This window comes from Kineosporiaceae bacterium, assembly GCA_016713225.1.
Classification (GTDB): domain Bacteria; phylum Actinomycetota; class Actinomycetes; order Actinomycetales; family Kineosporiaceae; genus JADJPO01.
The window spans coordinates 1210344-1235295 of record JADJPO010000003.1; the positions used below are offsets into that span (position 1 = coordinate 1210344).

Sequence of the window (24952 nt, forward strand, 5' to 3'; positions counted from 1 at the left end):
CCGACGTGATGATCGAGGATGGGAGGTCGGCCCGTGGAGTTCCTGCTGCGCCCCGGCATGCGCCTGATGCGCCGAGTGGGCGTGGCCGGCAAGTTCGGGCTCATCGCCGTGCTCCTGCTCGTGCCCATGTGCACCAGCATGATCGCCTCGTACCGCGAGGCCACCGGCCAGATCTCGATCGCCGACCGCGAACGGGTGGGCCTGCGCTACACCCGTCCCCTGGTCGAACTGGTCATCGAGCTCAGCCAGACCCGCAACCTCGCCAACCAGGGTGAGAAACCGGGCGACGGGTGGCTGCGCCTGGTCCACGAACTCGACGACCTCACCGTCGAATCCGGCGAGACGCTGTCGGTGAGCACGGCCTGGCCCCAGCTTCGCGCCCAGACCAAGGCGGTCTACGACGACGCCCTCACCCACTCACAACGAGCGGTCCTGGCCGATCAGGTGGCCAAGCAGACCCGACGACTACTGCAGCAGGTCGCCGACGCCGCCCACCTCATGGTGGACCCGCAGCTCGACAGCAACTACCTGATCACCATGCTGGTCGACGAGCTGCCGCGGGTGGTGACCGCCGCCGCGGACGCCCAGGCCGTGCGCTCCACCCACCGGCAGGGCGACGATCCGGTCGCGCTTCGCCTGGCTGCCCGAGACCTGTCCAACGCGGGACGTCGCCTCGGCCTCGATCTCGCCACGGCGCTCAGCGCGTCGTCCTGGGCCGGCTTGCACGACGCGATGGGCACCGAGGCCCGGACGTTCAGTGCTGCCGTCACGCAGTACTCGGCGGCGCTCGAGGCCGCTGACGGAGCCGGCACCTGGCCCACCGCCCGCAGCAGCCTGGACACGGTCAACCTCACCACCTCGGCGACCAGCCTGAGCTCGGCGCTGGTCGTGGCCACCGATCACCTGCTGACCGTGCGGCAGGACCAGTTGCGTGCCGATCGCTCGCACCCGCTGTTGCTCACCCTGGTGGCCATGGCCGTGGTCTTCTACCTGCTCACCGCACTGTTCCGGGCGACCACCCAGGATGTGCGAGCCGTCCTGGAGGACATCAACACCGTCACCACCGGTGGCGTCGATCAGCGCAAGGCCCTCACCGGCTCGGACGAGTTCGCCCAGATGAGCCGGGCGGTGGTCTATGCGCGGGACCGGCTCACGGCCCTGGTGGGCGCCCTGAAGTACCAGGCCACCCACGACGAATTGACCGCGCTGGCCAACCGGGCGCTGTTCACCGACAAGATCCAGGAGGCGTTGGCCGGTGGCTCCGGGCAGCCGAGCACCATCGCCGTCCTGATGGTCGATCTCGATTCCTTCAAGGACATCAACGACAGCTTCGGCCATGACCTCGGTGACCGAGTGCTGCGCACGATCGGCGCCCGGCTGCACCGCTGTACCCCGCGCCGCAGTGTGATCGCTCGGCTGGGCGGCGACGAGTTCGCCATCCTGGTGACCGACGCTCGGGTCACCGGTTCGCCGTCCGAGCTGTTGGCCAAGCTGGACGCCGCACTGGCCGAACCGGTGGACGTCGACGGCCGCCGGCTGCGCATCCAGGCCGGAATCGGCGTCGCCCTGGCCCAGACCGCCCCACCCGGTACGGCTCCGGAGATGGGAGCGGTCGAGGTGATGCGCAACGCCGATGTGGCGCTGAGCTATGCCAAGGCTCGGGGCAGCGGCCGGGCGGCCGTGTTCGAGTCGACCATGCACGACGCCACGCGGGAACGCACCGAACTGTTCGCGGATCTGGTCGGGGCGATCGACCGGAACGAGATGGACGTGCTCTACCAGCCCCTGGTCGACCTCGAGACCGGCACGCTCTACGGCGTCGAGGCACTGCTGCGCTGGGAGCACCCCACCCGCGGGCTCATCTCACCGTCGGTCTTCGTGCCGCTGGCCGAGGCCACCGGACTGATCGGCCGGATCGGCGGCTGGGTCCTCGAGCGATCCTGCTCGCAGCTGGCCAGCTGGCAGCGCGACTTCCCCGACGGGTTCCCCCTGACCGTCGAGGTCAACCTGGCGACCGAGCAGCTGGCCGACCCGGGACTCGTCGCGAACGTCCTGGCCACCGCCCAGTCCACCGGGATCGACTCCACCGCGCTGGTCCTCGAGATCACCGAGTCCTCGCTGGTGCGAGACATCGACACCGCGTTGGCCCGGCTGGGGCAGCTGTCAGCCCTCGGCGTCAAGATCGCACTCGACGACTTCGGCACCGGCTACTCCTCGCTCAGCTATCTGCGCCGGCTGCCGGCCACCATCCTCAAGATCGACCAGTCGTTCGTGCAGGACGAGACGGACCAGGGTCGAGCGCTGTTGCGCAGCATCGTCGCGTTGGGCGCCGGTCAGGGGTTACAGATCATCTGCGAGGGCATCGAGCGCAGCGATCAGGCCGAGCAACTCCGCGCGTTCGGCTGCCACCTGGGCCAGGGGCACCTGTGGGCACCGGCCCTGCCCGCCGCCCAGATCACCGAGATCATGCGCCGAGGCGGGCGGATGACCCCGACCGCGGGTCAGGCACGAGTGCCCTCGCCGCGAGCTGCGCAGGATCCGTCGCTCCCCCACTGAGCTCAGCCGAGAGCGGCCAACAGCAACGCCTCGGCCACACAGGCCCTGGCGAACTCGTCCAGATGCAACGACTCGTCCAGACCGTGCGCCCGGGTGTCCGGGTCCTCCACCCCGGTGACCAGCACCGCGGCGTCCGGGTACACCTGCTGCAGGGCGGCGATGAACGGGATCGAGCCGCCCACCCCCATGTGCACCGGCTCGCGATCCCACGCGGTCCGCAGCGCCCAGCGCGCGATGTCGTAGACCTCGCCGCCGACGTCACCGACCCAGGCCCGGCCGATCTCGCCGACCTGGACGTCGACCTGCGCCCCCCAGCGCACCGAACGGCGCAGATGGGCAGCGAGTGCCTCGAAGGCCTCCCGGCCGTCCTGGCCCGGGGCCACCCGCAGCGAGAACTTGGCCCGGGCAACCGGCTGCAACGTGTTGGACGAGGTGGCGATCGGCGGGACGTCCAGACCGATCACGGTCAGCGCGGGGCGGGTCCACAGCCGTGAGGTGAGCCGGCCGGACCCGATCAGCGACACGCCGTCCAGGACGCCGGCGTCGGCGCGCAGGTCCTGTTCGGGATAGGCCAGATCGGCGGCCTCGGTGGCGACCAGCCCGGGGACGGCGACATTGCCGTCCTCGTCCCACAACGTGTCCAGCAGCCGGATCAACACCGTCGTGGCATCCGGGACGGCGCCGCCGAACACGCCCGAGTGGAGCGCATGGTCGAGGGTGCGCACCTCCACCACACCGTCGACCAGGCCCCGCAGGCTGGTGGTCAGTGCCGGTTCGCCGATCCGCCAATTGCCCGAGTCGGCGACGACGATCACGTCGGCCGCGAGCCGGTCTCGGTGAGCGGCCAGGAACGCCTCGAAGGTCGGGGAGCCGATCTCCTCCTCGCCCTCGACGAAGACGCTGATCCCGACGCCGATGGCCTCCCCCAGGGCACGCAGCGCGGCGACGTGGACGCAGATACCGGCCTTGTCATCGGCCGAGCCCCGGGCGTACAACCGCCCGTCGCGTTCGGTCGGCTCGAACGGCGGGCTGGTCCAGCCGGCGTCGTCCCCCGGGGGTTGGACGTCGTGATGGGCGTAGAGCAGAACGGTGCGCGATCCGGGCGGGCCGGGGCGGTGCGCCAGAACCGCCGGCGAGCCGGGGCGTCCGGTGGCCGGGTCGTCCACCCGGACGATCTCGACCTCGCTCAGGCCGGATCGGCGCAGCAGATCGGCCACGGCGGCCGCGCTGTCCTCCAGCGGCGCGGGGTCGAAGGCCGGCGCCGAGACGCTCGGGATGCGGATCAGCTGCTCGAGGTCGCCACGGACCTGCGGTAACAGAGCGTGCACGCGAGCGGTGAGCGCCGCGACGTCCACGTCGGCTCCACCAGGGCGACCGGAGGGGGCAGCGGAGTCATCTGGGGCCATGACCTGCAACCTAGCGCCCTGGGGGCCGTAGGCTGGGAGTCGTGTTCGGACGCGGCAAGAACCAGACCACCCCGGCTGCCCCCCTGGTGAGCGAGCCACCCGAGAAGACGACGGGCAAGGGCCGCCCCACGCCCTCGCGCCGGGAGGCGGAGCAACGGCGGCGTACTCCCCTCGTGGCAGCCTCGACGGTGCCCGCCAATGCCACCAAGGCCGAGCGCAAGGCAGCCCAGAAGGCCGCCCGCAATGCCCGCCGTGAGGCGTTGGCCAAAGAGCGCAACCTGCAGCGCCAGGCTCTGCTGACCGGCGACGAGGCCCACCTGCCGGCCCGTGACCGCGGCCCGGCCCGCCGCTGGACCCGTGACTTCGTGGACGCCCGCCGCAACGTGGGCGAACTCTTCCTGCCCATGGCCTTGATCGTGCTGGCCCTGAGCATGGTCAAGATGACCGTGGTGCAACTGGCCGCGATGGCGATCCTCTACGGAGCGATGGCGGCGGTGATCATCGACAGCGTGCTGCTGCGGCGCCGACTCAAGCGGGAGACCGAGCAGCGATTCGGCGACAAGGCCGCCGGAGCAGCGGGCTACGGCATGATGCGCGCGCTGCAGTACCGCCGGTTCCGCATGCCACGTCCCCAGGTGGCGCGAGGCCAGTACCCGAAGTAGCCGGACCCGAAGTAGCCGACCCGAGACAACCGAGCCTGGGCACGGACTACGCGGCCACGACTACTCGGCCGGGCGAAGGCTCATCGCGGCGTAGACCACCGCACCGTCCCGCAGCAGACTCACCGCGGCCACGCCCGAGGCGAGCAGCTCGGGCCAGGCCTCACCCACCCAGGTCTCGGCGTCCGCCTGGCTGGGGAAGGTCGTGTCGGGCAGCTCTGGCCCGGTCATCGTCGATCCGTCGATGGCCTCGTACCGCCATGTCCACGCGTCCATGTGCCCATGCTGTCATTGCGCCCGGCCCGACGGCAGTCGCCACGGCAGTCAGTGCGGCGGCGACTAGGCTCAGCGGCTGTGTTCGTGGTGACCGGGTCGGCGTCCGTCCCCTGGCCACGCCCGGGATGCACGTGCCGGGCGTGCCTGAGCGAGACCGGAGCGCCGTCGGCATCGGCAGGCGCACCGCAGCCCTCTCCTTGGTCGGCACCGACCGGGCTGACCGCCGGTGGCCTGGTGCTCGACCAGCTGTCGCCCGCTCCGGGGGACACCCTCGAACTGGACGGCGTGCGCCTGCTCGGTCTGCCGGCGGGCCTGGTCGCCGGCCACGACGGCCGCGCCGTGCTGTGGGCGCGGCGTCCGATCGACCCGAGCGACCTGGACGGGCTGGCGGATGCGGGTCTGGACGGCGCTGTCCTGGATCTGGGTGACCGTGAGCCGCGGGCGTTGGCCCACGACGTGGCATTGCTGCGCAGGGTGGGGGCGTTGGCCCCGGACGCGGATCTGATCGCGGTCGGCCTGACGCACGACCACGCTCCCTCACGTCTCGTCGAGCGCCTCGCGCTGTGGGGCGTCCGGGTGGTCGCACCCGGCACCGGTGTGGGCGTGGGACACCCGGCGCCGCCTCGGCTGCCGCGCCGCACTCTGGTGCTCGGCCCGGCATCCTCGGGCAAGTCGGCCTACGCCGAGGATCTGCTCGCCGCCGCACCGGAGGTGTCGTACCTGGCCACCTCCCCGGCGGCCGATGGCCGCGATGCCGAGTGGGCCGAGCGGATCCGCCGGCACCAGGTGCGGCGGCCGGCCTGGTGGACGACCATCGAGTCCACCGAGCCCACCGAGCCCCTCGAGCCCGCCCACACCGAGGTCGCCCGCCTGCTCGCCACGCCGGGGCCACCGGTGCTGCTGGATTCCCTGGGCGGCTGGGTGGGCACGGCGCTGACCCGGTGCGGCGCCTGGGAGGATCGCCCCGGATGGTCGCAGCTCTGGCAACAGGAGGTCGAGGGCATGGTGCAGGCCTGGCGAGCATGCCGCCGTCCCGTGGTGGCGGTCGGCGAGGAGACGGGCTGGGGGGTCGTTCCCGGGACGGCGTCGGGCCGCGTGTTCCGCGATGCCCTCGGTACGCTCACCCGGCGGTTGGCCGAGCAGAGTGAACGCACCCTGGTGGTGGTCGCCGGCCGAGCCATCGACCTGGACCGTGCGCCGGAGCCCGACCGATCGATGGAGGCACTCTCGTGACGGCCGAGGCGCTCGACCTGGACGTGATCGGTCGCGAGATCACCGAGCCTGATCTGGCCGTTGCCGGGTCGGTACGCCAATGGCTGGTCGAGCAGGGCCGCGACGTGGAGCTGGGCCGGGTGGCAGACCTGGCCGACTGGTGGGCCGGGGTGCGAGGCCATGCCCAGGCGCCCGCGCCGACCCGGATCGCCGGGGCACTCGACGAGCTACCCGCGACGCTGGACGTCGCAGCAGCCATGGCCTGGGGCGTGGCGCGGGCGGACGCCCTGGCAGATGACGGCACCGAACTGATCATGCTCGCCGTGCCCGACTCCGAGGGCACCGGCTTCGCGGCCCATCTGGCCGCGGCCGAGCTGCTCGGCCTCGACGCCGTCGAGGCCACCGGCTGGCCGTTGGAGCAGGGCCTGCACGACGAGGACTGGATGGACGCCGTCGTGACCCTGCGGGACGGACTGTTCCGTACCCGCGGGTTGCGCGGCGACCTCACAGCGCTGCTCACTGCTGCCGGCAGCCCGGTGCTGGCCGCCGCCACGGCGATGCTGGTGCAGTCGTGTGTGCGCCACACCCCCGTGTTGCTGGACGGCGACGGAGCATTGGCTGCGGCCCTGATCGCCCGCCGCACGTCGTACGGCGCCAGCCAGTGGTGGCAGGTCGCCCACGCCGCCGACGGGGTGTTGACCGAGCGGATGCTGGGGTCGCTGCACCTGACCCCGTTGCTCGCACTCGGCCTCCGGGTCCAGGACGGCACCGGCGCGCGCCTGGCGCTGCCGCTGCTCACCGAGGCCGCCGGCCTGTTGCAGTGACCGATGCCCTCCGGCTCGCGGTCGGAACCCTCACCCGCTGGCCGGTCCCCGCGCCCCGAGTCGTCGACCGGACCGCGGCGCGCGGGGCGATGATGCTCGCGCCCTGGATCGGCCTGGCTCTCGGGACCCTGGCCGGTGCGATCGCCTGGCTGGGCGGGTACCGGCACCTGTCGTCGCTGGTGGTGGCCACGGTGGCGATCGCGTTCCTGGCCCATGCCTCGCGCGGGCTGCACCTGGACGGGCTCGCCGACACCGCCGACGGTCTCGGCTCGGGCCGGGACGCCGCGACCGCGCTCGACATCATGCGTCGCGGAGATGTCGGACCGATGGGCGCGGCGACCCTGAGCCTGACCTTGCTGCTGCAGGTGGTCGCGCTGGACCAGGTGCTCTCGACCCGCGGACCGGTGGCCCTCGGCGTGGTGGTGGCGACGTCGCGGCTGGCACTGACCGTGGCCTGCACGCCGGCCCTGACAGCGGCTCGCCCCGAGGGCCTGGGCGCCACGGTGGCCGGCAGTGTGCCGATATCGGCCGCCATCGTGAACACCGCGCTCGTGGCCCTGGTGGGATTCGGCCTGTTCCAGGCCACCGGGACTCCCCCGGGCGACGCCGTGATCGCGAGCGCGGCGACCGTGGCCGGGGGGCTGCTGGCGGCGGCCGTCGTCCTGCGAGCGGCCCGCCGACGCCTCGGTGGGGTGACCGGCGATGTGCTGGGGGCAGCCGTCGAACTCGCCCTGGCCGGGGGCTTGCTCGGGCTGTGCCTGGTCGGCTGACCGGGCTGTCGAGGGACACCATCGTGGCGATGCACGGCAGCGAGCAGTCCCCAGACGCGCGAGCCGTCGGGTTCGTCGCGGCCAGATCCCTGGGGAGTCCGTTGGACCCCACCCTGCGAGTGACCGCGAACTTCCATCCGGACCGCAGCTCCTCGGGAATCCCCGTCCTGCAGAGCATGCGGCAGCACGGGACCTACCTGTCGCAGTTCGTCACCGGGACGAGCAACGGCGGGCTCACCGCATTCCCAGGTGGGGATCGGTGGCGTTGGGAGAGCACGATGTTCGGCGGGGCATACGACAACGTCGACCCCGTCCGGCGGCCCATTTACGGGGCTTTGAACCATCGCCGGTCGTTGATCGGTGGCTCCCCGCGGTTCGGCTCCGCGCACTTTCGGTTCACTGCTGAACTGCTGCGGCGGACGACCTTCTGCTACCCCGACAGCTGTTTCGAGCCCGGCCATTTCGCCGTCGCCGGCCGCTTCGAACTGCTCGAACTGCTCGAGCGAGACGAGGGCAAGGGGCGGGACCCGCTGGACGCCTACGTGGAGGCTCACGTCCACGGAGCGGTCCGGTTCGACCGCGATGTGGAGGCCCTGGTGTTGGACCCGAGTTATCGCGGTACTCAGGTCGAGGATCAGGCCCGTCTGCTGCAGTGCCCGCTGGAGTGGCATGACGGGTTCCGCCTCCGAGTGGACGTGCTGCGTCAGTATCCGGACTTTCGCGGACCGCGCTACGTCGAGCTGGGCGCCGCCCTCGCCGAGGGTGGTGTTCTGACGCCTCACATCCTGGGCCGGGCCGCGTGTACCGGACGCTATGAGCCACAGTCGCTGAAGCGCGTTTGGCATTACCTCGCCTGGCTGGGCACCGCTCAGGCTCAGTGAGCAGCGCGCGAGTCGGATGACCAGGCGCCGCAAGCTGGTCGCGAAGGTGGTCTTGATATCGAACATGTGTTCGATTATAGTCCAGATATGGCCGCTGTGGAAGTCCCCTACACAGACGCACCCGATCCGGATGGGTCCGAGATGGTGGCGAGCCTGCGGGCCGAGAACCACCGATTGCGGCGCCGGTTGGATTGGCTGGTCGCCGAGCAGAAGTGGGCCGAGGGACGCCTGGAGGAGTTGACCGCGCGGTGCGCGCGCCTGTCGCTGCGGGTACGGATCGAGCGGGACGCCGAGGGATTGGCCACCGAGGCCACGGATGCAGAGCCAGCGGGCTCGGAGGCAGCGGGTGCCGGGGCGTCCGGCTTGGCCGCCGCCCTGAGGGGCGAACCGGGCGCCCGTTTGGCAGTGGCAGTAGCCGCAGCCGTCGGTGACTTGTCCGCCATGACCGATCCCACGACCACCGATCCGCGCGTGGATGCCGGGTGCATCGCGGACCTGTCGAACCCGGTCCTGGTCGAACTGGCCACGGCTGCTCACCGAGTGGCGGCCTGGGCGGGTCTGGCGTCGACCCTGGCCGCCGATGAGTTGGCGCGGCGGTGTGAGGCCGACTCCGCCGACGCCGCCGACCCGGAGCGGCCGTGGGCGCGAGATCTGGGATTCAGGGCAGCAGTCGCCGAGACGGCCACCGCGTGCGTCGTCTCGGAGTACCTGGTCACGGCGCGCATCGATACGGTCCGGGCGCTGCCGACCCGCCTTCCGGGCCTCTGGCATCTGGTCGCGGCGGGTCGGGTCGATCTCGATCGAGCGCGGATGGTGCACGAGAAGACCCTGCACCTGACCACCGACATGCTGACCCGCCTGGAACCGTCGCTGCTGGTCAAGGCCCTGTCGTTGACGATGGCGCAGCTGCGAGTCTGGCTGGATCGCGCCATCGCCCGGGTGGACCCCGAAGCCTACGCACAACAGGCGCGGGAGGCATTGGATCATCGGGGGGTCTCGTTCCGGTCCGCGGGTCGCGGAATGGGCCGGATGGCCGTCACGGCGTCGGTGGCCGACATCGAGACCGCCCGCATCATCGTCGAGGCGCTGGCGGCCGCGGCGGTCGACGAGCCCGGTCAGGAGCGGTTGCCGGCCGCCCGCCGCGCCGATGTGGTGCTCGACCTGATCGCCGCGGCGCTCGACCCAGAGCCAGACCCGGAGCCAGACCAGAACCAGACCTCGGACGAGGGGTCAGCCTCGGATGTCGCGGGTGAGCCCGACGGCGAACCCTGTTCGGGCCTTCCGGTATGGGACGTGACCCGTCCGGGTGGCTCGGCCGATCCGAGGGTCGCCTCACCTCGGGCGTCCTACCCCGACCGGCCGCCGTCCGATGGTCCTCCCTCTGCGGCCGCCTCGGGCTCGCAACCAGCTCCCACGAAACCCGATCCCGCGCAACCGGTTCCACCCGGTCCGTCGGACGCGCCGGCCACCACAGCGTGCCGGGGCCCCAACCCTACCGAGCGCTTCACCGACGCCCGGATCCATGTCACCGTCCCGCTGTCGGTCGTGCTCGGCGGGTACGGGGTGAGTGAGGTCGCTGGGTATGGCCCGGTCAGTGAGGGCACAGTCCGAGAGCTCCTTGCCGCCCTGCAGCGGATGAGTCTGCAGGCGACCTACCGGTGCTTGATCATCGATGACACCGAGGGCTCACCGACCCATGGCACCGTGCTCGGCATCGGCCGCGCGCCGCTGGCGTTGGTCCGCGCCGCGACCGGGCTGTTGCGCGAACTGGTCCAGGCCCGCGCCCAATGCTGCTCCTTCCCGGGATGTCGACGCCAGGCGATGACCTGCCAGATCGATCACCGGGTGCCACACGGCGAGGGCGGAGTCACCTGCGAGTGCAACCTGCAGCCGCTGTGCGCGCATCATCATCGGCTACGTGATCGTGGCTTCACCCCCCACCTCGTGATCCCCCGGCCTCGACCGGGCTCGACGACCATCCGTGGCCGAGCCTCACCCGTGATCACCCGGTGGACCACCCCCGCGGGGCGCACCATCACCACCGATACCGAACACCCACCATGGTGATCACCGCTGCGATGAGCACTGTGATCACCACGGTGCCGCCTGGCTCAGCTCTCGCGCACCTGCGTCTTCACGAACGGCGGGTTCACCACACGGCATCGCACCGAGCGGCCGCGGACGTCGAGTGCCACCTCGCTGTCCAACGGCACCGAGGGGTCGACCAGTGCCAGCGCGATGCCCTGACCGAGGGTCGGCGAGAACGTGCCGGACGTCGTCCGGCCGATCACGCTGCCGGCCGAGCCGTCGGCGCCGTCCAGCGCCAGCACCGTCATGTCGGCGCGCGGGATGCCCCGCTCGAGCGCCAGCAGCCCGCGGGCCACGCGCGCCGGTCCACGCTCCTTCTCGGCCAGCAGCGCCTCGCGGCCCCAGAACGCCGGCTTGCGCCAGCCGACCGCCCAGCCCACGCGGGCCTGAACCGGGGTGATGTCGAGCGAGAGCTCATGCCCGTGCAGCGGGTACCCCATCTCGGTCCGCAAGGTGTCGCGTGCCCCCAGGCCGACCGGCAGCCCGTCCTGGCGCCTCACCTCGGCCAGTACCGCGTCCCACACCGCCACCGCGATCTCGGAGGGCGGCAGCAACTCGTACCCGCGCTCCCCCGTGTAGCCGGTACGGCAGACGATCAGCGGGTGGCCCTGCCACGAGGTCTCGACGAACTGCATGTAGTCGTGCCCGGTCGGCAGGTCGAGCGCGGCGAGCACCTCGTCGCTGCGCGGCCCCTGCACGGCCAGCACGCCGTAGTCGGTGTGCCGGTTCACGACCGAGATCCCCGCGGGCGCCTGCTCGGTCAACCGGCGTGCCACCTCGGCGGTGTTGGCCGCGTTCGGCACCAGCAGCACGTCGTCCGCGCTGCGCAGGTAGACCAGCAGATCATCGACCGTGCCGCCGGATTCGTCGCAGCACAGCGTGTACTGCGCCTGCCCGGGGCCGATCCGCTCCAGCGCATTGGTCAGGCAGGAGTCGACGAATGCCGCCGCTCCCGGCCCCTTCACGTCGACCTTGCCGAGATGGCTGGCGTCGAACAGGCCGACCCGATCACGCACCGCATGGTGCTCCTTGACGACACCCCCGCCCGGGTACTCGATCGGCATCTCCCACCCGCCGAAGTCGGCGAGCTTGGCGCCGAGTTCGAGGTGCCGTTCGTACAGGGCCGTGTGTCGCGGCGCGGTGCCGTCTGCGTTGACGTGCTCACTCATGGGCGCAACCTAGTGGCCCGAAGGCCCCCACCTCCACGGCCTTCGGCATCGACCTGGTTAGAGTCGCGATCGTGGCCACCGTGACCCTGTCTGCCAAGTCCGCTGCAACCGTCGCCGCCGACGCCCTCGTCGTCGCCGTGGGGTCGAGTCCGGACGGTCCCCGCGTGCTCGGTACCAGCCTGTTGCCGCCAGGCCTGGTGCGTCGGGTGCGCTCGTTGCTCGAACCTCTCGGGATCACCGGCGCCGCCGACGAGGTGCACCGGCTGCCCTCGGACGGCGCAGTCGCCGCCGCGCTGGTCGTGCTCACCGGGGTCGGCCCCCTGGCAGGTGGCCGCGCGCTGCCGTCGTCCGAGGCCGTACGCCGGGCCGCCGGCGCGGCGACCCGCTCACTGGCCGGACGGCGCACCGTCGCCTTCGCGATGCCGGTGGACGGCGAGCGGCTGGGCGCGGTGTGCGAGGGCGCCCTGCTGGGCGCCTACGCGTTCACCCGCTACCGCAGCACCAAGCCCGACACGCGCCCCGGCACCACGCCCGGCGCGGGAGCCAAGGCGCCGGTGCGCTCGGTGGTGGTGCTCACCGATCAGGCCCGCTCGCGCGCCGCCCGCGACATCGCTCAGCGCGCACAGACCGTGGCGGACGCCGTCCGGGCCACCCGCGACCTGATCAACACCCCGCCGTCCGACCTGTACCCGCAGACCTTCGCCGAGGCCGCCACGGCCGCCGCCGCCGAACTGCCCGTGAAGGTCACCGTGCTCGACGAACGCCGGCTCGCCCGCGGCGGCTACGGCGGTCTGATGGGTGTCGGCCAGGGATCGAGCCGGCCACCGCGGCTGGTCCGCCTCGACTACTCCCCCGCCGGGGCGAGTGCCCATGTGGCCCTGGTGGGCAAGGGAATCACGTTCGACACCGGGGGCATCTCGCTCAAGCCACCCGCCGGCATGGAGCTCATGAAGAGCGACATGTCCGGGGCCGCCGCGGTGCTCGGCACGGTCGTCGCCGTGGCGCGGCTCGGGCTGCCGGTGCGGGTCACCGGGTGGCTCGCCCTCGCCGAGAACATGCCCTCGGGGACGGCGACGCGACCCTCGGATGTGATCACGATCCGCGGCGGTACCACGGTCGAGGTGCTCAACACCGACGCCGAGGGTCGTCTGGTCCTTGCCGACGCGCTGGTGGACGCCGTCGCCGCCGAACCCGACCTGATCGTCGATGTCGCCACCCTGACTGGCGCCCAGATGGTCGCCCTCGGCAAGCGGGTCAGCGCGATCATGGCCAACGACGACGGCCTGCGTGACCGGCTGCACCGGGTGGCCGAGGCGGCGGGCGAACAGTTCTGGCCGATGCCACTGCCCGCGGATCTGCGGGCTGCCATGGACTCGCCGGTGGCCGACATCGCGAACATGGGCGAGCAGTTCGGCGGCATGTTGACCGCGGGGGTGTTCCTGGCCGAGTTCGTGGGCGGACTGAACGGCCCGATCCCGTGGGCGCACCTCGACATCGCCGGGCCCGCATTCAACTCCCCCAAGCCTTACGGCTACACGCCCGTCGGCGGCACCGGCGTGGCTGTCCGCACGATGCTCGCCCTCGTCGAGGACGTGGCCGCTCAGGGCGCGCGCACGCCCAGCGGGCGCATCCGGGGATGACCGTTCCCGCAGGGTGATGACAGGATGACACCCGCGGCGCCCGCGGGCCCGATGCCAGTGACATGACATGAGACGACAGGGAGTGCCCCGTGACTGACTCTGCCGACGGTTCCGTCTTCGACCTGGTCATCCTGGGAGGAGGCAGCGGCGGATACGCCGCCGCACTGCGCGGAGCCGAACTCGGTCTGTCCGTGGCACTCGTCGAGCGGGACAAGCTCGGTGGCACCTGCCTGCACCGCGGCTGCATCCCCACCAAGGCCCTGCTCCACGCGGCCGAGGTGGCCGACGTGGCCCGTGAGAGCGCCCAGTTCGGCGTGAACACCACGCTGAACTCGATCGACATCGGCAAGGTGAACGACTACAAGGACGGCGTGATCGGCCGGCTCTACAAGGGCCTGCAGGGTCTGGTGAAGAGCAAGTCCATCACCTACGTCGAGGGCGAGGGCCGCCTCGTCGCGCCGAACACCGTCGAGGCTGCCGGGCGCCGGCTCACCGGGCGCAACGTCGTCCTGGCCACCGGGTCCTACGCCCGCTCGCTGCCGGGCCTCGACATCGGCGGCCGGGTGATGACCAGCGACCAGGCCCTGACCCTGGACGTGATCCCCTCCAGCGTGATCGTGCTGGGCGGCGGCGTGATCGGTGTCGAGTTCGCCTCGGTCTGGAAGTCCTTCGGCGCCGAGGTGACCATCGTCGAGGGCCTGCCCCGGCTGGTGCCGGCCGAGGATGAGGCCTGCTCGAAGGCGCTCGAGCGCGCCTTCCGCAAGCGCAAGATTGCCTTCAAGACCGGGGTGCGTTTCGCCGGCGTGACCCAGGACGCCTCCAGCGTCACGGTCTCGCTCGAGAACGGCGACACCGTGACCGCCGACCTGTTGCTGGTCGCCGTCGGCCGCGGGCCGAATACCAGCGGATTCGGCTACGAGGAGAACGGCGTCGCGATGGATCGCGGCTTCGTGCTCGCCGATGAGCGACTGCGCACCAACGTGCCCGGCATCTTCGCCGTCGGCGACATCGTGCCCGGCCTGCAGCTCGCCCACCGCGGCTTCCAGCAGGGCATCTTCGTCGCGGAAGAGGTCGCCGGCCTCAACCCGGCGCCCATCGTGGAGTCCGGCATCCCGCGGGTCACCTACTGCGAGCCGGAGATCGCCTCGGTCGGCCTCACCGAGGCCCAGGCCAAGGAGAAGTACGGCGCGGACGCCGTGACGAGCTACGAGTACAACCTCGGCGGCAACGGCAAGAGCCAGATCCTGGGCACCACGGGTTTCGTCAAGCTGGTGCGCACGAAGGACGGCCCCGTCGTCGGGGTGCACATGGTCGGCGCCCGGATCGGTGAGCAGGTGGGCGAGGCCCAGCTGATCGTCAACTGGGAGGCCTTCCCCGAGGAGGTCGCGCAGCTGGTGCACGCCCACCCGACCCAGAACGAGGCCCTCGGCGAAGCCCACCTCGCCCTGGCCGGCAAGCCGCTGCACGCCCACGCCTGACGGCCCCACCACATCCGCTCGAGCAGACCACCCGTTTCGAAGGAGATCCCCACACGATGTCCGACTCCGTGCAGATGCCGGCCCTCGGCGAGAGCGTGACCGAAGGCACTGTGACCCGTTGGCTCAAGCAGGTCGGGGAGCGGGTGGAGGTCGACGAGCCGCTGCTCGAGGTCTCCACGGACAAGGTCGACACCGAGATCCCGTCACCGGTGGCCGGCGTGCTCGAGCAGATCCTGGTGGCCGAGGACGAGACGGTGGCTGTCGGCACCCAGCTCGCGGTGATCGGCGACGGGAGCGGTGGCGGTGCGGCCGCTGCTGCTCCGGCGGCAGCGCCCGAGCCTGCGCCGGCACCTGAGCCCGCACCTGAGCCTGCTCCGGTGGCCGCGCCGGCTCCTGCCCCCGCCCCGGCACCGGAACCGGCGGCTGCCCCGGCATCCTCCGGAGGAGCCGAGGGCAGCCGGGTACAGATGCCCGCGCTCGGTGAGAGCGTCACCGAGGGCACCGTCACCCGGTGGCTCAAGGCCGAGGGCGACCAGGTCGCCGTCGACGAACCCCTGCTCGAGGTGTCGACCGACAAGGTCGACACCGAGATCCCCTCGCCGGTCGCGGGGGTACTCACCAAGATCCTGGTCGCCGAGGACGAGACCGTGCCCGTGGGTGCGGACCTGGCGATCGTCGGCGGCTCGGCCGCCGCGGCCGCCGCGCCTGCGGCGCCCCCGGCAGCCCCTGCCCCGGCACCAGCACCGGCACCCACCCCGGCACCCGCACCCGCTCCGGTGGCTGCTCCCGCACCCCCGCCGGCACCCGCTCCGGTGGCTGCGCCCGCGCCGGCACCCGCTGCGGCACCCGCGGCGTCCGGTGGAGATGTCTCGTCCTACGTGACGCCCCTGGTTCGGCGCATGGCCGCCGATCGTGGGATCAACCTGGCCACCGTCACCGGCACCGGTGTCGGCGGGCGGATCCGCAAGCAGGACGTGCTCGACGCCGCAGCGGCTCAGGAGGCCGCGAAGGCGGCACCGGCACCGACCGCACCGGCGGCCTCGGCGGCTCCCCGGGCCGCGGCGGCTCCCTCGGCGAGTGCGGCGGCGCTGCGCGGTCAGACGGTCAAGATGTCCCGCCTGCGTCAGGTCATCGCCTCGCGCATGGTCGAGTCGTTGCAGGTGTCGGCCCAGTTGACCACGGTGGTCGAGGTCGACGTCACCAAGATCGCCCGCCTGCGAGACCGCGCCAAGGCCGACTTCGCCGCCCGTGAGGGCGTCAAGCTGTCGTTCCTGCCGTTCTTCGCCCTGGCCGCGGTCGAGGCGCTCAAGCAGTACCCGGTGCTCAACGCCAGCATCAGCGGCGACCAGATCACCTACTACGACGAGGAGCACCTCGGCGTGGCGGTCGACACCGACCGTGGCCTGCTGGTGCCGGTCATCAAGGGTGCCGGCGGTATGAACATCGCCGGCATCGCCCGCAAGATCGCCGATCTGGCCGACCGGACCCGCCACAACAAGATCACCCCGGACGAGCTCGGCGGCGGGACGTTCACGCTCACCAACACCGGCAGCCGGGGTGCGCTCTTCGACACCCCGATCATCAACCAGCCGCAGACCGGCATCCTCGGCACGGGTGCCGTGGTGCGTCGTCCGGTCGTGGTGCGCGACGCCGATGGCGGCGAGACCATCGCCATCCGGTCGATGGCCTACCTCGCCCTGTCGTACGACCACCGCATCGTGGACGGCGCGGATGCCGCACGCTTCCTGGTGGCGATGAAGGACCGTCTCGAGGAAGGTGCCTTCGAGGCCGACCTCGGGTTGTGACCCGCGACTCCTCCCCAGTTTCACTGACACGTCACCCAGGGAATAGGGTGATGCATCAGTCAACTGGGGAGGAACCATGGCACCACCCACCACCCATCCACGACGACTCGCGCTGGTGAGCCTCACCGCAGGCCTGATGGCTGCGGCGGCGTCCCTGGTGTCGATCGCCCCGGCCGAGGCCGCCACCACCGTGGTCGACCTGGGGTTGCTGCCCGGCGGTAGCTACGCGAGCGCCCGGGCGATCAACACCGGCGGCGGAATCGTCGGCATGGTCACGGACAGCGCCGGAGCCTTCAAGCAGGCTCGATTCGCCGGTGGGTCCGCGACGTTGCTCGCGTCGTCCTGCTGTGCGTCGTCCCTGGCTGCGCCGCTGGCACTCAACGACAGCGGCGAGGCGGTGGGCTGGGGCCGGGTGTACGGCTCGCTCAGTGACCCGGCCTACTGGAACGCCGCCGGGGTGACCGTCCCGCTGCAGCCGATCGCGGGCAGCACCGGCACCGGGATCCGGGCTTACGACATCAACAACTCCGGGGTCATCGTCGGCAGCGACGTGAAGCCGTCCACCGCCTTCGGCGCTCCACCCGAGTACCACGGCGTGGTCTGGAACCGCGGCACCCTCGTGCACGACCTGGGATTCCTCGGTCAGGCGGCCTCCGGACTGTCGAACGCCACCTTCGCGCAGGGGATCAACGACGCCGGCGACATCGTGGGCGAGGCCGTGGTCGGCATGGACCGCCACGCCTTCCTGTGGCGCGGTGGTGCCTTCACCGATCTCGGCCCGGGATCAGCGCTCGACATCAACTCGACCGGCCTGGTCCTCGGCTACGCCCCCGGGCTCGTCCCCGCGACCTGGACGGGCACCGTGCGCAAGAACCTGCCCGCCCTCGGTGGCGGCACCACGGCGTACGGCCACACCGTGACCGACCTCAACAACGGCGGTGACATCGTCGGGTTCGCCCCGGCGACCACCGGGCCGCTGCAGGACACCGCAGTGCTCTGGCGAGGCGGCAAGGCGATCAACCTGGGCCGCGCCCCCGGCGGCACGGTGAGCCGGGCCTACGGCATCAACGATGCGGGTCAGATCGTCGGTGAGGGCAATGTGGTGGCCGGTGGGCCGATGCACGCCCTGATGTGGACCGTCAGTGGCAGCACCGCCACCAACACCACGCCGACGGCGACCGCGGCGGCGACCACGACCACCAGCATCCGCGTCGGCGGCAGCGTCACCGTGAAGGGCACGTTCACCGACCCGGACAACGGGCCGTGGAGCTACACCTTCACCTGGGGCAACGGGTCCACCACGGGCACGGCCCAGACCGCCGGTAGCATCACGCAGAGCCGGACGTTCACCAAGGCCGGCACGTACAAGGTGACCTTCTCCGTCACCGACGCCAAGGGTGCCAAGGCGACGAGCTCGTCGATCACCGTCCGGGTGAGCTGATCACCCTCGGCCGGCGAGCCGCCGCCCGCTGAGGGGATCGAGGTGGCATGCAGATCGCCGGCCGAGAGGTCACCATCACCAACCCCGGCAAGATCGTGTTCCCGGCGCTCGGGCTCACCAAGCTCGAGCTGATCGAGTACTACCTGGCGGTCGCGGACGGCGCGCTACGCGGCGTCCGCGACCGGCCCATGGTGCTCAAACGCTTCGTGAAAGGTATTGCGGCCGAGGCGTTCTTTCAGAAGCGCGCCCCCGAGAAGCGGCCGGACTGGGTGCGGGTGGCCCGCTTGAACTACGCCCGCGGCACCTTCGCCGACGAGGCGGTCGTGGACGACGCGGCCGGGCTGGCGTGGGCGATCAACCTCGGCTGCGTCGACCTCAACCCGCATCCGGTGCGCTCGGGCGACCTGGATCATCCCGATGAACTGCGCATCGACCTCGACCCGATGCCCGGGGTGACCTGGGAGCAGATCCTCGACGTGGCGCACGTCGTCCACACGGTGTTGACCGACCACGGACTGACGGCCTGGCCCAAGACCTCCGGCTCGCGCGGATTCCACATCTACTCCCCCATCGCCCCGCACTGGCCCTACCCCACGGTGCGCCTGGCCGCCCAGACGGTGGCCCGCGAGGTCGAACTGCGTGCCCCCGACCTGGCCACCAGCAAGTGGTGGAAAGAGGAGCGGCAGGGGGTGTTCGTCGACTTCAACCAGAACGCCAAGGACCGCACCGTCGCCTCGGCGTACTCGGTGCGTGCCACCCCGGATGCCCGGGTGTCGACGCCGCTGCGCTGGGACGAGGTGGCGCAATGCCGTCCGGAGATGTTCACCGTGCGCTCGGTGGCGGCGCGGTTCGCGCAGATCGGTGACCCGTGGCAGGGCATGCAGGAGGTCACCGGGTCCCTCGACGCCTTGCTCGAACGAGCCGATGCCCTGGGTCCGGCCGAGAAGCCGCCCCGGGGTTCGGGCCACGACCCGACGGCCGGGCGACGCCGACCGCAACGGCCGCTGCTCGAGATCGCGCGGGCCAAAACCAGGCAGGAGGCCATGGCCGGGTACGAGCGGTGGGCGACCCGACATCCGGCGGTGGCCTCGCAGCTGGCCGAGATCGATGTTCTGGTGGACGGCATGCGGGGTCGCAGTTCACTGTGGTACCGGATCAGGGTCAACCTGCAGCACGTCCCCGAGGCCGACCGCCCGGAACAGGAACCGCTCGAGGTCGACTACGACCCGTGGGAAGGAATCGTCTGGTGAGGATCGCGATCGCCGGCTCGTCCGGGCTGATGGGCACCGAGCTGGTCACCCGGCTCACCGCCGAGGGCCACGAGGCAGTGCGGCTGGTGCGGCGTCCGGCGCGGACGCCGCACGAGATCACCTGGGACCCGGACGCCGGCGGGTTGCCGTCCGAGGCCCTCGCCGACGTGGACGGCGTGGTGAACCTCGCCGGGGCCGGCGTCGGGGACAAGCGCTGGACCGACGCGTACAAGCGGCTGCTGGTCAGTTCGCGGGTGAACACCACGAACGTGTTGGTGGACGCGATGCTGGCGCTCGGCACCCCGCCGCCGGTGCTGGTCAACGCCTCGGCGCAGGGGTTCTACGGCGACCGCGGTGAGGAGGTGCTCACCGAGACCAGCCCACCGGGTGAGGGCTTCCTGACCGACCTGGTGATGGCCTGGGAGGAGGCCGCCCGGCGAGCCGAGACCGGCAGTGGCGGCGCCGTCCGGGTGGCCACGCTGCGCAGCGGCCTGGTGTTGTCGCCGCACGGCGGAGCGTTCGGGCGGATGCTGCCGCTGGCCAAGCTGGGGTTGGGTGGTCCCCTCGGCACCGGCCGGCAATGGTGGTCGTGGATCACCCTGGCCGATCAGGTGTCGGCGATCATCCATCTGCTGCAGCACGAGGTCTCGGGTCCGGTCAATGTGTGCACACCCCACCCGGCCCGTCAGGCCGAGGTGGCGGCCGCCCTGGGCCGGGCGCTGCACCGTCCGGCGTTGCTCCCGGCACCGTCCTTCGCGCTGCGGACCGTTCTGGGCGAGTTCTCGACCGAGGTTCTGGGCAGCACCCGGATGACCCCGGAGGTGTTGCAGCGCAGCGGATTTGCCTTCGCTCATCCCGACCTCGAGACGGCCCTGCCGTGGTTGCTCGCCCCATGACCGACGCACTCGCACCGGTGCCGGCCAGCGCGGACGTCGTCATCATCGGGGCCGGGCTCGCCGGGCTGGCCTGCGCCCGCCACCTCGCCCGGGGTCAGGCAGCCGGTGGTTCCGACAGCGCCGACGGTGGCGCATTGGACGTCGTGATCCTCGAGGCGTCGGGGCGCGTCGGTGGGCGCCTGGGCACCGACGTCGTCGACGGGTACCGCTGCGACCTCGGTTTTCAGCTGATCAACCCGGCCTATCCCGAGGCCCGGCGAGTGCTCGACCTGGCGGCCCTGGACCTGCGACCGCTGCCCGGGGCCGTGGTGGTCGCCACTGAGCAGGGTCATCGGGTGCTCGGCGATCCCCGCCGCACTCCCCCATCGTTGCTGCCCCGCATGGTCCGGGACGCCGCCATCTCGCTCGGTGGCCCGGTCGAGAAGCTGGCGTTCGTGCAGTGGGCGCTGTCCTGCGCCCGCCGCCGTCCCGACGAGATCCTGACCACCCCGGATCAGGCCTGGTCGGACGCGCTGAGTTCGGCCGGCCTGACCGGTGACCTGCGCCACGCCGTCCTGGAACCGTTCCTGTCCGGCACCCTGGCCGAGATCGACGGCAGTACCTCGCGGCGTTTCGTCGAGCTGCTGATCAGGTCGTTCGTCCGCGGCCGGCCCAGTGTGCCCGCTCTGGGCATGCAGGCCATCGCCGATCAGCTGGCGGCGGGGGTGAGCGGGGTCCACCTCGGCGCCCCGGTCGAGCGTGTCGAGGCCGGCGCGTCCGGCCACGTCGTGCACACGGCAGCGGGCTCGGTCAGCGCCCGCGCGGTCGTGGTCGCCACCGACCCGGCCTCGGCAGCCCGGTTCACCGGCGACGAGGAGGTCGCGACCCGACCGCTGACCACGTTCTGGCACAGCGCCGCCGCCGATGCGCTGGGGCCGTTCGGTGCCAGCGGCGCGATCCACCTGGACGGCGAGCGCCGCACCGATCTGGCCAACTCCGTGGTGCTCAGCGCCTCGGCCCCCGCCTACGCTCCGCCCGGCCGGGCGCTGATCGCCAGCACGGTGCGGGGGCTGCCCTCGGCCGGGGCCACCGAGGCCACCTCCGAGGCGGAGGTGCGCCGCGAGCTGGCCCGGATCCACGGCGCCGACACCTCCACCTGGACCCTGGTGCGTCGGCACGTGATCCCCCACGCGCTGACCGCGATGCCCCCGCCACTGCAGGCACGCCGTCCGGTCGACCAGGGTGGGGGACGTTTCGTCGCGGGTGACCACCGCGACACCGCCTCCATCCAGGGCGCGTTGGTCTCGGGACGGCGGGCCGCCGATGCCGTGTTCACTCATCTCGGCCTGACCCCGCCGGAGCGTCCGCCGCTGCGCTGATCCGGGCCGAGACCACGCGCCAGCCACCCGCTGTATGCCGCAGGGCCAACCGCACGGTCTCGTGGGCACGGGCGGGTGCGGACGCCGTGACCCGGCCCGCGGCGTCGATCTGCTGGTAGCCCGAGGTGCTGACGTCGGCCATCACCTCCACGCCGGCACCCGCCGGCGTGGCCTGCAGGCCGTCGGCGCCCTGCCCCACGTGCCCCACGGGCCCCACGGGCAGCACGTGCAGCACGTGCACGGCATGCACGGTGAAGGTCAACCCCACCAGGCGGGACCCGTTGCGACGCAACTGATCCACCACCTTCCGGTCGGCCACCATCGCGGCCGACCCGGCCAGATCCGCGGCCCGTAGCGCATCCGCCGAAGCCGCCACGAGTGCCGTGCCCCTGGCCGAGGCGAGATGGCGCACCGCGGCCAGATCCGGCAGCGCCGGCGAGGCCGGCGATCCCTCAACGGCCGGCGATCCCGGACGACTCGACACCGCAACCGACTCCGGGCTCGGCCCCGGGGTCCGGGTCGCGAGCAGCACCCCGACCAGTGACCCCACGGCCGTGGCCAGAGTCGCCACGGCCGCCACCCGGACCCAGCGCCGACGACGGGTCGGCTGCAGCGCGTCGGGGTCGGTCCAGGTCGGCTCCCGATCCCACTCCGCGGGCAGTCGGACCTCGGACGGCCCGGCGGCCGATTCGGCGACCCGATGACGCACCGTGGGATCGGGACGGCTCATCGACGCCACGCCGGCGCCGAGCCATTCCTGCGGCGCGACCAGGCGAATCGCCTGCGGCGGAGACGCCGTCCAGGCCTGCCGCGCGATCTCGGCAGGAAGGGGCCGGACGCCGTCCGCCCTCGTGGTCCCGCAGCTCTCGGCCAGGTCGAGCAGCGCCAACGCCGCGGGTTCACTGATCGCCGCCAGGTCCGAGCGGGTCGGGCGGCTCACCCCGGTGAGGCAGACCCGGATCAGCGCACCGAGCGCACGGAGGTCGTCCCCGGCGTGCACCCCGTCGGCGGTCAGCTCGGTCGCGCTGCCGAGGTCGGCCAGCACCGGACGTCCGGTGGCGGTGAGCAGCACGTTGGCCGCGGTCAGGTCGCCGTGCGCCAGCCCCGCGCCGTGCAGTGCGGTCAATCCCCGGGCGACGCCGACCAGCACGGTGCTCACCTCACCCGGACGCAGGCCACCGCGCGCGGCGATCAGGTCGGCCAGGCTGCCCCCGCCGGCGTGGTCGAGCACCAAGGCGGTGCGCGCGTCGTCCAACCGGGTGGCCTGCACCGGCCGGGTGAGGTGCGGGTGCCTCACCCGTTGCAGCACCTGGTGTTCCCACTCCACGGCGGCCCGGGCCGTGGGGTCCCCCGGGTGGGCGACCTTGACCGCCGCCGATCGGCCGGTCTCCACCTGCTCGGCCAGCCAGACCGTCGCGTGCGCACCGACCCCGAGTCGGCGCAGCATCCGATAGCCGGGCACCACCGGCTCATCGTCGGCGAGCGGCAGAACGTCCGTGATCGCAGCCATGGCGACAGGGTGACAAATCCCGCCGAAACGTGTTTTGGTTGTCCACAGGCAAGATCATCACGGCGGGTTGTCCACAGGTCAGCTCGACCGTGACGTCGCCCCGATCCGCAACCCGGCGACCCAGCCGAGCAGATCGGCCACCGCCTCGGGGCCGGACAGCCGGTGCGCCGCGAGGCTCGTCCCCTCGCCCACCTTGATCGCCACGTCGCCGGCGGCCTGGTCCAGGACGGCGAAGGCCGCCTCGTCCGTCACATCGTCGCCGAGGTAGACCACGCCCCCGGGCGGGACCGCGAGTCGTTCGCGCAGTCGTCGCAGCGCCGTGCCCTTGGTCGCCGAACTGACCGACAGCTCGAGCACGTCCTTGCCGCGCAGCAACCGCACTCCCGGCCAGGCCGCCGGACCGGCCAGCACCTCACGCTCGGCTCGCGCGGCCTCCGAGGACGGCACCCCCGGGTGTGCAGCGTCGCCGAGGTGGGTTTGCGCTCGATCTTCGAGCCGATGATCCCCGTCGAGATCGCCGTCAGCGCCTCGGCCAGGTCAGCCGCCCGGGCCACCTCGTCGTCGTCCGGCCCGGCACGATCGAGCATCAGGTCACCGGTCGCGCTCTCGGCGCCGTGCCCGCCGATGAGCATGATGTCCTCACCCACCGGCGCCACCTGCCGCAGGCTGGCCAGCGCCCGGCCCGACACCAGCACCACGGACGTGCCGGGCAGCCCCGCCAATCGCTCCAGGGCCACCATCGCGATCGGCAGTGCCCGAGCCTGATCCGGGTGATCGACCAGCGGCGCCAGCACGCCGTCCACGTCGCACGCGATCAGAACCGACTCCCGCGCAGCGAGGTCGACCAGCGCAGCGTGCAGCGGGTCCGAGCCGGGCGTCACGTCCCAGCGGGGACGCCCCAGAGCCGCCAGGAAGTCGGCCGCCCACCGGCTCACGTCGTGAGTGAACACCTGCCGCCGCAGTGCCCGCATCCGCCGTGCCGCCTCGCGCGCCGGGGTGTGGACGGCGTGGACGATGGCCTGCTTGGTGCCGTCGATGTCGTGCGGGTTGATCAGGTGCGCCTGGGTCAGCTGGATCGCGGCGCCGGTGAACTCCGAGAGCACCAACGCCCCACCCTCGTCGTGCCGGCTGGCGACGTACTCCTTGGCCACCAGGTTCATGCCGTCGCGTAAGGCCGTGACCAGCATGACGTCGGCCACCAGGTACAGCGCGGCCAGCTCCTCGCGGGGGAACGACTGGTGCAGGTAGTGCACGGCGGGGTGGCCGATCTCGCCGTGCAGGCCGTTGATCCGACCGACGATGACCTCCACCTCCTGGCGGATCTCCTGATAGGTCCCGACCCGCTCCCGGCTCGGAGTGGCCACCTGCACGAACGCCGCCTGCGGAGTCGACAGACGACCCTCGTCGAACAACTCCTCGATCGCCTTGAGGCGATGCAGAATGCCCTTGGTGTAGTCGAGCCGGTCCACCCCCAGCAGCACCAGGTCGGGATCGCCCAACTCGTAGCGGATCTCCTTGGCGCGGGCCATCACCGCATCCGTGCGAGCGAGTCGGTCGAGCGCGGCGGCGTCCACCGAGATCGGGAAGGCCGCACAGCGCACCTCACGCACGCCCGCGGCGTCCGGTACCAGGGCCAACCCCCGTCGGGTGGCGAACCCGAGGCGGCGACAGGCCCGAAGCACGTTGTTGGCGTCGGCCGAACGCTGGAAGCCGAGCAGGTCGGCGCCGAGCAA

General features: G+C 71.9%; 20 protein-coding genes. 14 read left to right on the forward strand and 6 right to left on the reverse strand.

Annotated elements, in window-relative coordinates; genetic code table 11:
• Positions 1-33 precede the first annotated feature (33 nt).
• Complete coding sequence (locus IPK24_16515) at positions 34-2556, forward strand: EAL domain-containing protein (protein ID MBK8077124.1); 2523 nt, start codon at positions 34-36, stop codon at positions 2554-2556.
• Between the two features lie 2 nt (positions 2557-2558).
• On the opposite strand, the gene IPK24_16520 is transcribed toward IPK24_16515, so the two are convergent.
• The gene (locus tag IPK24_16520) at positions 2559-3962 is read right to left on the reverse strand and encodes a dipeptidase (protein ID MBK8077125.1); all 1404 of its coding nucleotides are present in this window, start codon (positions 3960-3962) and stop codon (positions 2559-2561) included.
• 41 nt (positions 3963-4003) lie between these two features.
• On the opposite strand from IPK24_16520, the gene IPK24_16525 reads away from it, so the two are divergent.
• A complete protein-coding gene (locus tag IPK24_16525) occupies positions 4004-4624 on the forward strand; it encodes a DUF3043 domain-containing protein (protein MBK8077126.1) in 621 nt (206 codons plus the stop codon).
• Positions 4625-4684: 60 nt separating this feature from the next.
• Here the strand turns inward: IPK24_16525 and IPK24_16530 are convergent, their stop codons facing one another.
• Positions 4685-4897 (reverse strand): hypothetical protein, encoded by a 213-nt coding sequence (locus tag IPK24_16530; protein ID MBK8077127.1) that lies wholly within the window; start codon positions 4895-4897, stop codon positions 4685-4687.
• Between the two features lie 234 nt (positions 4898-5131).
• Here IPK24_16530 and IPK24_16535 point away from each other — a divergent pair, with 234 nt between their 5' ends.
• The 5 genes from IPK24_16535 (at position 5132) to IPK24_16555 (ending at position 10651) form a co-directional block, all read left to right on the forward strand.
• Positions 5132-6130: a bifunctional adenosylcobinamide kinase/adenosylcobinamide-phosphate guanylyltransferase gene (locus IPK24_16535; protein MBK8077128.1), complete on the forward strand. Its 999-nt coding sequence runs from the start codon at positions 5132-5134 to the stop codon at positions 6128-6130.
• Complete coding sequence (locus IPK24_16540; protein MBK8077129.1) at positions 6127-6933, forward strand: nicotinate-nucleotide--dimethylbenzimidazole phosphoribosyltransferase; 807 nt, start codon at positions 6127-6129, stop codon at positions 6931-6933. The genes IPK24_16535 and IPK24_16540 overlap by 4 nt, the downstream gene beginning before the upstream one ends.
• The gene (locus IPK24_16545) at positions 6930-7703 is read left to right on the forward strand and encodes an adenosylcobinamide-GDP ribazoletransferase (protein MBK8077130.1); all 774 of its coding nucleotides are present in this window, start codon (positions 6930-6932) and stop codon (positions 7701-7703) included. Before IPK24_16540 ends, IPK24_16545 begins: the two co-directional genes overlap by 4 nt.
• A 29-nt stretch (positions 7704-7732) precedes the next feature.
• Positions 7733-8584, forward strand: coding sequence for a DUF3626 domain-containing protein (locus IPK24_16550; protein MBK8077131.1), 852 nt, complete (start codon positions 7733-7735; stop codon positions 8582-8584).
• Between the two features lie 87 nt (positions 8585-8671).
• Complete coding sequence (locus IPK24_16555; protein ID MBK8077132.1) at positions 8672-10651, forward strand: DUF222 domain-containing protein; 1980 nt, start codon at positions 8672-8674, stop codon at positions 10649-10651.
• Between the two features lie 44 nt (positions 10652-10695).
• Here IPK24_16555 and gcvT read toward each other — a convergent pair whose 3' ends face one another.
• Positions 10696-11841 carry a glycine cleavage system aminomethyltransferase GcvT gene (gcvT, locus tag IPK24_16560; GenBank protein ID MBK8077133.1) on the reverse strand — a complete coding sequence of 382 codons (1146 nt, stop codon included), beginning with the start codon at positions 11839-11841 and terminating at the stop codon, positions 10696-10698.
• A gap of 71 nt (positions 11842-11912) precedes the next feature.
• Between gcvT and IPK24_16565 the strand changes: the two genes are divergently transcribed.
• From IPK24_16565 to IPK24_16595, 7 genes are all read left to right on the forward strand, one after another.
• Positions 11913-13481: a leucyl aminopeptidase gene (locus tag IPK24_16565; GenBank protein ID MBK8077134.1), complete on the forward strand. Its 1569-nt coding sequence runs from the start codon at positions 11913-11915 to the stop codon at positions 13479-13481.
• An 89-nt stretch (positions 13482-13570) separates the two neighbouring features.
• Positions 13571-14959, forward strand: coding sequence for a dihydrolipoyl dehydrogenase (gene lpdA / locus IPK24_16570; protein MBK8077135.1), 1389 nt, complete (start codon positions 13571-13573; stop codon positions 14957-14959).
• A 56-nt stretch (positions 14960-15015) separates the two neighbouring features.
• Complete coding sequence (gene sucB, locus IPK24_16575) at positions 15016-16764, forward strand: 2-oxoglutarate dehydrogenase, E2 component, dihydrolipoamide succinyltransferase (GenBank protein MBK8077136.1); 1749 nt, start codon at positions 15016-15018, stop codon at positions 16762-16764.
• A 76-nt stretch (positions 16765-16840) separates the two neighbouring features.
• Complete coding sequence (locus IPK24_16580) at positions 16841-18205, forward strand: hypothetical protein (GenBank protein ID MBK8077137.1); 1365 nt, start codon at positions 16841-16843, stop codon at positions 18203-18205.
• 47 nt (positions 18206-18252) lie between these two features.
• On the forward strand, positions 18253-19455 hold the full coding sequence (gene ligD, locus IPK24_16585) for a non-homologous end-joining DNA ligase (protein ID MBK8077138.1): 1203 nt from the start codon (positions 18253-18255) through the stop codon (positions 19453-19455).
• Positions 19452-20351, forward strand: a complete 900-nt coding sequence (locus IPK24_16590; GenBank protein ID MBK8077139.1) for a TIGR01777 family protein — start codon at positions 19452-19454, stop codon at positions 20349-20351. Before ligD ends, IPK24_16590 begins: the two co-directional genes overlap by 4 nt.
• Positions 20348-21709, forward strand: a complete 1362-nt coding sequence (locus IPK24_16595; GenBank protein MBK8077140.1) for an FAD-dependent oxidoreductase — start codon at positions 20348-20350, stop codon at positions 21707-21709. The genes IPK24_16590 and IPK24_16595 overlap by 4 nt, the downstream gene beginning before the upstream one ends.
• Here the strand turns inward: IPK24_16595 and IPK24_16600 are convergent.
• From IPK24_16600 to IPK24_16610, 3 genes are all read right to left on the reverse strand, one after another.
• Positions 21663-23219 (reverse strand): protein kinase, encoded by a 1557-nt coding sequence (locus tag IPK24_16600; protein ID MBK8077141.1) that lies wholly within the window; start codon positions 23217-23219, stop codon positions 21663-21665. The two genes, IPK24_16595 and IPK24_16600, sit on opposite strands and share 47 nt — an antisense overlap.
• 78 nt (positions 23220-23297) lie before the next feature.
• Complete coding sequence (locus tag IPK24_16605) at positions 23298-23492, reverse strand: hypothetical protein (protein MBK8077142.1); 195 nt, start codon at positions 23490-23492, stop codon at positions 23298-23300.
• The coding region (locus IPK24_16610; GenBank protein MBK8077143.1) for a trehalose-6-phosphate synthase at positions 23468-24952 on the reverse strand (1485 nt) is incomplete at its 5' end. The genes IPK24_16610 and IPK24_16605, both read right to left, overlap by 25 nt.

What these genes read in the sequence shown, in the direction of transcription:
- IPK24_16555 (MBK8077132.1), top strand. Translation starts at nt 8,672, where the DNA reads ATGGCCGCTGTGGAAGTCCCCTACACAGACGCACCCGATCCGGATGGG.
- ligD (MBK8077138.1), top strand. Translation starts at nt 18,253, where the DNA reads ATGCAGATCGCCGGCCGAGAGGTCACCATCACCAACCCCGGCAAGATC.
- IPK24_16580 (MBK8077137.1), top strand. Translation starts at nt 16,841, where the DNA reads ATGGCACCACCCACCACCCATCCACGACGACTCGCGCTGGTGAGCCTC.
- IPK24_16600 (MBK8077141.1), bottom strand. Translation starts at nt 23,219, where the DNA reads ATGGCTGCGATCACGGACGTTCTGCCGCTCGCCGACGATGAGCCGGTG.
- sucB (MBK8077136.1), top strand. Translation starts at nt 15,016, where the DNA reads ATGTCCGACTCCGTGCAGATGCCGGCCCTCGGCGAGAGCGTGACCGAA.
- IPK24_16520 (MBK8077125.1), bottom strand. Translation starts at nt 3,962, where the DNA reads ATGGCCCCAGATGACTCCGCTGCCCCCTCCGGTCGCCCTGGTGGAGCC.
- IPK24_16530 (MBK8077127.1), bottom strand. Translation starts at nt 4,897, where the DNA reads ATGGACGCGTGGACATGGCGGTACGAGGCCATCGACGGATCGACGATG.
- IPK24_16595 (MBK8077140.1), top strand. Translation starts at nt 20,348, where the DNA reads ATGACCGACGCACTCGCACCGGTGCCGGCCAGCGCGGACGTCGTCATC.
- IPK24_16550 (MBK8077131.1), top strand. Translation starts at nt 7,733, where the DNA reads ATGCACGGCAGCGAGCAGTCCCCAGACGCGCGAGCCGTCGGGTTCGTC.
- gcvT (MBK8077133.1), bottom strand. Translation starts at nt 11,841, where the DNA reads ATGAGTGAGCACGTCAACGCAGACGGCACCGCGCCGCGACACACGGCC.